The sequence below is a fragment of the Clostridium sp. genome (assembly GCF_036646415.1).
Taxonomy (GTDB): Bacteria; Bacillota; Clostridia; order Clostridiales; family Clostridiaceae; genus Clostridium_J.
In genome coordinates this window covers 1-8,267 of record NZ_JAVXMF010000049.1, presented here as the reverse complement: position 1 = coordinate 8,267, position 8,267 = coordinate 1, and the positions used below count along the sequence as shown (strand labels likewise).

Below are 8,267 nucleotides of genomic sequence, written 5' to 3'. Positions count from 1 at the left end.
ATAAATGAAAAACATCAACATCATCATAGTTACAAGGTCTTATAATCTTAGGTTTAAAAATAAACCATAGATATAGGCCTATTTGTGTGAAGGCAATGTATCTATGGAGATATAGAAGTTTAAATCTCTAAGGATACTAGTGTCTTTAGGGATTTTTTATTTATATAAAGTTATAATAGAGCTTTTATTTTAATAAAAACCATAGGTTATATATGAGATATTATGTCCCAATATGAAGATTAAGAAGTTTTTTAATCTAGAAAAAGTTATAAAAGTTAAATAAATTTAATTTATATGAAGGTATTTAATATTAAAAATTATAGATTTAAGGAGAGATGATTAATGAGCACAAAAATTACGAAGCCAAGCATATTACCAGGATTTATGGAGCTTACACCAAGAGAACAGGTAGCTTTCAATAATGTTTATGATGTAATTAGAAGAAACTATGAGTCCTTTGGATTTCTTCCAATAGATACTCCTATTATTGAAAAAAGTGAGGTTCTACTTGCAAAGACTGGTGGAGATACAGAGAAACAAATTTATACATTAACTAAGGGTAGCACTGATATGGCAATGAGATTTGACTTAACAGTACCTCTTGCTCGTTATGTAGCACAACACATGGAGGAGATAGCTTTTCCTTTTAAAAGATACCAGATGGGAAAGGTGTATAGAGGGGAAAGAAATCAAAGAGGAAGATTTAGAGAGTTCTATCAATGTGATGTTGATGTTATAGGAAACGGTACTTTAAGTATTGTTAATGATGCTCAGATTCCAAGTACAATCTACAAAATATTTAAGGAACTTGGTTTTGATAATTTTAAAATTAGAATTAATAATAGAAAAATTCTTGATGGATTTTTAAAAAGTCTAAATATAGATAACTGTACAGAAGTTTTAAGAAGTATAGATAAGCTTGCTAAAATTGGCGAAGAAAAGGTTAGAGAAGAGTTAAGTCAGTATATCTCAACTAGTGAAGGAATTGATACTTTAATAAGGTTCATTACCACTGAAGGTAGCAATGATGAGAAGATTGAGATGCTAAAAAACAGTTCAGTGACTCATGAAAGGTTTCTTGAGGGTGTGTCAGAACTTGAGACAGTAAATAAATATATTAGAGCCTTTGGTATTCCAGATAAAAATTATATCATAGATTTTAAAATAACTAGAGGTCTTGATTATTATACAGGAACGGTATACGAAACATTCTTAGATGATTATCCAGAGTTTGGTTCTGTATGCTCAGGTGGAAGATACGACGACTTAGCCCAGTATTACACAGAGAAAAAACTTCCTGGAGTTGGAATATCTATCGGTCTTACGAGATTATTCTGGAGCTTTATGGAGAGTAATATTATAGATTTAGATAGTAACTCTTTAATTGATGTTTTAGTAATTCCAATGGATGAAGACTTTGAGTATGGAGTTCAGGTTTGTAATGAGTTAAGAGAAGCTGGAGTCAAAGTTGATATATATCTTGAAGGGGGAAAATTCCCTAAAAAGATGAAGTATGCTAATAAGTTAGCTATTCCAAATGTTATAATCATTGGAGAAACTGAAAAAACTGAAAATAAAATACTTCTTAAAAATATGGAAAGTGGAGATCAAACTTTAGTTTCTGTAGAAGAGGGAATTTCTATTTTAAAATCTAAATAAGATATTCTATGTCTTAAACAAGTATTAATGACAATTTCAACAGTCTGTTAAGATAAATATAAAAAATAAAAGGATTAAGGTGAATTATTCAGCCTTAATCCTTTTACTATTTTTAATTATGGCTATGATTTAGCTGATTATTGAAGTCTATATGAATACATACTTAAAACATAAGTTAACATTATAAACCGATTTGGTTTTTAAATTCATCTAACCCTATTCTATCTATATAGTTTCCAAGTCTTTCTCTTTGCTCAGCATTTTCATCATATACTTCAATGATTTTTTCTACTAATTTAAATAAATCCTCATCAGGTATATTAATTGCTATCCTATCACCAAGTCTTGGCTTAACACCACCCTTACCGCCGATATAAAGCATCCATCCCTTAACTCCACCTATTAGACCTATATCTCTTGTGTGACTATCTCCACAGGCATTAGGACATCCACTAACCCCAATTTTTAATTTATTAGGAAGGTCTCTTCCATGGAAAGCATCATCTATTTTAGAACCAATTGACATAGCGTCTTGAAGACCTCTTTTACAGAAGGTAGTTCCAGGACATATTTTTACACTTCTAACACAGAGACCAATAGCAGCGCCAGGTTTCATATCTAAATCAGCCCAAGCTTTATCTATATCTTCTTCCTTTAATCCTACGATGGCAATACGTTGAGCCCCAGTAAGTTTAAGTGCGGCAGCATTGTATCTCTCAGCTACATCAGCTATATCTCTAAGTTGCTGAGGAGTAACAACACCTCCAACTAAATGCGGTGCTATAGCATAGGTTTCCTTATCTCTTTGAATAACAGCACCTTTATTTAATAAATCTTTCATGATATACCTCCCGATTGTTTAAATTTTGTGTAGTTTTGTTATTAAAATCTATATATAAAATAAATGGGAAATAAAATAATTCCGATGACATTGTAAAAAATAACAATGAAATATGTAAGGCAATTATCACTTTGAGAAATATTATATAGTAAATTGTTGAAAATTAATATACACAATTTGAAGAAAATTAGTGAATAATAAAAAGATGTAACATCTTAGAAAATTGTAGAGGAATTTAAAGGAAAAATTTTCTTGTAAAATATTCCAATAATGCTAATATGGTATTTAATGGAATGTGAATAATTAAAATTCCAATTATTCATAGTTACTATTATTAAATATTGTAATTATACTAAGGGGGGGTAATTTAATGAATTTTAAAAAAGGTATATCTGCTGGACTTGCACTTTCATTAGTGTTAGGATCTAGTTCATCAGCGTTTGCTATGCCTAATGAATTAGTAAAGACACTAGCAGATAGCAAAGAACAACTTATGGTTTTACAAGCTCAGATTCAACAGGAGGATGCTCTTAAAGATCTTAAGGACTCTGATAAAGTTAGAGTTGTTGTAGAACTTGAAGGTGAGCCAGTGATTCAAGTTGCTACTAAGAAAGGCTTAAAAATTGATGAGATGAGTACTGCTGAAGTTAAGGGTATTCAAAAATCAATTTTAAAAGATCAAGGTTCTGTACAGGATAAGATTAATGATGAAGGTGTTAACTTTGAAGTAATTAATAGCTTTACCAACGTAGCAAATGGATTTAGCGTAGAAACTACATTAGGGGAAGCTAAGAAAATTGAAGGAATGAAGGGTGTTAAAGCTGTTACAATAGCTAATGAATATGATAGACCTGAGCCAATGATGGATAGTAGTGATGAGATAATAAAGTCTCAAGAAACTTGGGCACTAGGATATAATGGAGAAGGTACAGTTGTTGCAGTTGTAGACACTGGAGTAGATTCATCTCATAGAGATATGATACTTACAAGTCCTGACAAGGCAGAACTTCAAATTGATGAAGTACAAGCTATAGCAGACAAAAATGATTTAACTGGTACTTATAGAACATCAAAAGTACCTTATGGATATAACTATATGGATCGAAACCAAGAAATCTTAGATTTAGGACCAGACGCATCTATGCATGGAATGCATGTTGCTGGTACTGTAGGAGCTAATGGTGATACTGAAAATGGTGGAATTAAGGGAGTTGCTCCTGAAGCTCAAATCCTTGCTATGAAGGTATTTGGAAACAATCCATCTATGCCATCAACTTTTGGTGATGTTATTGTAAAAGCTATAGATGACTCTGTTCTTCTTGGAGCAGACGTTGTTAATATGAGTTTAGGTTCTACAGCGGCTTATGTTGATGATAATGACCTAGAACAAGCAGCTGTTAATAGAGCTGTTGACAACGGTGTTGTTATGGCAATATCTGCTGGTAACTCAAATGTACTTGGAGATGGATATGACAATCCATATGCAGCGAACCCGGATTATGGTGTTGTTGGAGCTCCAGGACTTGCTACAGATTCTCTTCAAGTAGCATCTATTGAAAATAATATGATGAAGGGATCAGGACTAGAATATGAAATAAATGGGGTAGCTGGTATAGCACCATATGCTACTTCTGGACCAGATATACTAGAAGCATTTAAAGGACAAGAACTTAAGGTAGTTGATTGTGGACTTGGTGGAACTAGTGATGAGTTTAAACCAGAAGTTAAAGGAAATATTGCATTGATTCAACGTGGTGGATATGATTTTACTGCTAAGATAGCAAATGCTGAAAAAGCTGGCGCAATTGGGGTTATAGTTTTCAATCATGCTAGCGGTGGTGAGGGTCTTATTAACATGATGTATCCTGAGGGTGGTACAATTCCAGCAATATTTATAGGGAATTCTCATGGTAGTAAACTTTCAGAACAAAGTAAGTTGGAAGAAACAACTGTTGTTTTAAATGGAAAATTGGCATCGGCTGTTAATCCAGAAGCGGGAAAAATGTCAGACTTTACATCTTGGGGAACAACTCCAAATTTAGAGATTAAACCAGAAATTACAGCTCCAGGCGGAAAAATATGGTCAACTGTTAATGACAATAAATATACAAGTATGAATGGAACATCAATGGCAGCACCACATGTTGCTGGAGGATCTGCATTGGTACTTCAAAGAGTTGATAAAGAATTTGCATTAACTGGGGATGCTAGAGCATTAATGGCTAAAAACTTATTAATGAGTACAGCTAAGGCTCATGTAGATAATGGTAAGTATCAAAAATATGGAGCAACTGCAGGCGCTAATTACACATCACCAAGAAGACAAGGTGCTGGAGTTATGGATTTACAAGCAGCAACTACAACTCCTGCTATAGTTACTGAAAATAGTACAGGAGAGTGTAAAATTAACTTAAAAGAGATTAAGGGAGACACAGCTACCTTTGATATTACAGTTACAAACTTTAGTGATAAAGAATTAACTTATGAGGTTGATGGTACAGTTCAAACAGATTTAGCTGATTCACAATATACTTACCTTGAGGCTCAAAATATAATCAATAAAGATAGTGGAAAATTCCCTATATCATTTAATGTGGACCAAGTTGTTGTACCTGTAAAGGGAACAGCTAAAATAACTGGAACTATAAATTTAGCTAATGCTGTTGGATGTGACAGTGGAACTTCTGTAGAAGAAATGTTTAAAAATGGAGGATATGTAGAAGGATTTGTTACATTAAAGGATTCAAAGGATATTAACCCAGAATTAAGCATTCCATATGTAGGCTTTAAAGGAGAATGGGACAAAGCTCCAATTATAGATGCTTCAATATATGATAAAGAAAATCCTTCATTCTATGGATTTACTTCACTTGTATCTGCAGATAAAATGGAGTTCTTAGGAGTGGATATAAATGAAGAAAGCAATGGAGATAAAATAGCCTTTTCACCAAATGGAGATGGATCAAATGATGCTATAACTCCTGTGCTTTCATATCTAAGAAATGCTAAAGAGTTAGAAGTTGAGATTTTAGATAGTAATGGAAAAGTTATAAGAACAGTAATTAAGGAAGCAGATCTTAGAAAGCATTACTATGATGGTGGGAAAGAACCTAAATTCAGTATATTAAATTCTGCTAATTGGGATGGAAAAGTTAATAATAATGTGGTTAAAGATGGTCAGTATACCTATAGAGTTAAATCTAAAATAGATTTTGAGGATGCACAGTGGCAAAATCTTGACTTTAAGGTAAATGTAGATACAGTTAAACCAACTATAAAATCTGTTGACTATGATAAAGAAACTAGTAAGTTAACAGTAGTTGCAGAAGACAATAATGCAAGTAATGTTTATAAGTATGTAGTTATTAATGATGGAAAAGAAATTGCAAGTAACGATACAGGTAATTTTGAATTAAAAGATGTAGACTATACAACCTGTACTGTAGAAGTATATGACTTTGCAAGAAACAAAGAAACTATTAATCTAGCACAAGCTATAAGTGGAGAATTTAAAGAACCAACAGGACCAGCACAAGGGGATAAAACAATCCCAGCTGTAATGGTGACAGGACCTGAATTCTTTGGAACAGTGAATAGTAGCACAGTAACTATTGCAGGAACTGTACAAGATGTTTCAGCAATTGCTGAATTTACTGTTAACGGTAAAAATGTACCATTAACTTTTGATACCAATACAGGCCATTGGAACTTCTCTGCTGAAGTAGAATTAAAGGATGGATATCATAGTATTATGGTAGCTGCTAGAGATGCTGCAAATAATGAAATAGAATTTGCACACAAGGTATTTATAGATACAGTAGCTCCAGTTATAGAATTGGATAGAATACCAAAAGAAACTACTAAAGATTCTATAATCATTTCAGGTAAATTAACAGATAACTTACCAACCATGAAAGTAAAAGTAAATGGAAATATGGTTAAAAATATAGATCCTGATTGGGCATACTTTGATAATCTATCAGCTGCTGAATATAAATTAGCTTATGAAGTTGATTTAGTTGATGGAGAAAACAAAGTAGTAATTGAAGCTTTAGATAAGGCTGGACACGTTACGACTCAAGAAGTTGTTATAAATAAAGTTGATGAAATAGTACCTCCATCAGCTCCAATTGTAACTGAAGCAAATGGGAAAGTAACATTAACTTCAGTAGATGAAGATACAGTGAAAATGGAATATAGTTTAGATAATAAAACATGGGTAACTTATATAGCACCAGTAGAAGTAGCTGAAAAAGCAAGTATTTATGCAAGAGCTATAGATGAAGACGGTAATGTAAGTGAAACATCAAGCTATACGGTACCAGATAAAACAGCACCTAAAGCTCCTGCTATAACTGAAGCAAATGGAAAAGTAACATTAACAGTAGCAGATGAAGACACAGCAAAAATGGAATATAGCTTAGATAATTCAACGTGGGGAACTTATGCAGAACCTATAATAGTATCTGAAAAAGAAACTATCTATGTAAGAGCTATAGATGGAGTTGGTAATATAAGTGAAGTATTAACTTATACAGTACCGGATAGAACAGCACCTGCAGCACCAAATGTTGCCGAAGCAAAGGGTACAGTAACATTAACAACAGCAGATGAAGATACAGCAAAAATGGAATATAGCTTAGATAATAAAACATGGGTAACTTATATAGAACCTGTAGAAGTAGCAGAAAAAGCAACTATATATGTAAGAGCTATAGATGAAACAGGTAATGCAAGTCAATCGTTAAGCTATATAGTACCGGATAGAACAGCACCTAAAGCTCCGTCTATAACTGAGGCAAATGGAAAAGTAAAATTAACTGCAGCAGATGAAGATACAGTGAAAATGGAATATAGCTTAGATAATAAAACATGGGTAACTTATACAGAAACTGTAACAGTATCTGAAAAAGCAACTATCTATGCAAGATCTATAGACAAATCAGGAAATATAAGTGAAGTTGAAGAGTATAAAATACCAGAAAAAGAAAAAGAAAAAGAAAAGCCAAGTACAGAAAAGCCGAATAAACCAAACAAACCAGGAAAAAATCTACCACAAACAGGTGGAATTGTTGGAAGTGGATTAATGGTTTTAGGTGGAATAATTACTTCTGCAATTGGAGCATTAGCTTTAAAAAGGAAGAAATAAACAAGGGGGCGTCGCAAAATAACTAATTAAGTTATGGAGCGTCGCTCCTTTTGCTATTCCAAATAAAAATAACCGAAGGTTTTGTTGAGTTTTAACATCCAAAACCTTCGGTTGTTTATTTTTAGGCGCACTTAAATAAACAACCAGATTTAAGGCGTTTTTACGCTACTTTTTTCAGTTGATGTAGGTGAGTAGCACATCTTTCAGATTGAATTTTTGCATGCAATTTATTTATGTTATATCCAAAACATAGCATAATAAATTCGGTTTTAACGTTATTTTTTCCACGAGTAAAAAAACGAGTAAAATTATAATCGCTTTTTAATACTCCAAAAGCACCTTCAACTTGAATTGACCTATTCATTCTTAAAAGAGCACCTTCATCCGATAAGATATTTTTATAGGAGATTTCTCTTTTAGCGATGAAGTTTTTAGAAACTTGCATTTTCCTATTTCCCTTAGCTTTTGTGCATTTAGTTTTATGTATACAGTCACTACAATCCTCACATTCTATAGATTCATAGCCAGTTTTAGAAGTTTTAGTTGTAGTGCCTATAGTTTTCAAAATCTTACCATTATGACATGTATATTGATCATTTAAATCGTCATATTTCATAT

General features: G+C 32.7%; 4 protein-coding genes. 2 read left to right on the top strand and 2 right to left on the bottom strand.

The window, feature by feature from the left end:
- Positions 1–342: 342 nt before the first annotated feature.
- Positions 343–1,659 carry a histidine--tRNA ligase gene (gene hisS, locus RSD37_RS16355; RefSeq protein WP_346947798.1) on the top strand — a complete coding sequence of 439 codons (1,317 nt, stop codon included), beginning with the start codon at positions 343–345 and terminating at the stop codon, positions 1,657–1,659.
- 181 nt (positions 1,660–1,840) lie between these two features.
- Here hisS and RSD37_RS16350 read toward each other — a convergent pair whose 3' ends face one another.
- A complete protein-coding gene (locus RSD37_RS16350; RefSeq protein ID WP_346947799.1) occupies positions 1,841–2,503 on the bottom strand; it encodes an NAD(P)/FAD-dependent oxidoreductase in 663 nt (220 codons plus the stop codon).
- A 367-nt stretch (positions 2,504–2,870) separates the two neighbouring features.
- Between RSD37_RS16350 and RSD37_RS16345 the strand changes: the two genes are divergently transcribed.
- A complete protein-coding gene (locus tag RSD37_RS16345) occupies positions 2,871–7,649 on the top strand; it encodes a S8 family serine peptidase (protein ID WP_346947797.1) in 4,779 nt (1,592 codons plus the stop codon).
- 160 nt (positions 7,650–7,809) lie between these two features.
- Here the strand turns inward: RSD37_RS16345 and RSD37_RS16340 are convergent.
- The coding region (locus RSD37_RS16340) for a transposase (protein WP_346947796.1) at positions 7,810–8,267 on the bottom strand (458 nt) is incomplete at its 5' end.

Excerpts from the sequence above, each read along its gene's own strand:
- RSD37_RS16345 (WP_346947797.1), top strand. The coding sequence starts at position 2,871 with ATGAATTTTAAAAAAGGTATATCTGCTGGACTTGCACTTTCATTAGTG.
- hisS (WP_346947798.1), top strand. The coding sequence starts at position 343 with ATGAGCACAAAAATTACGAAGCCAAGCATATTACCAGGATTTATGGAG.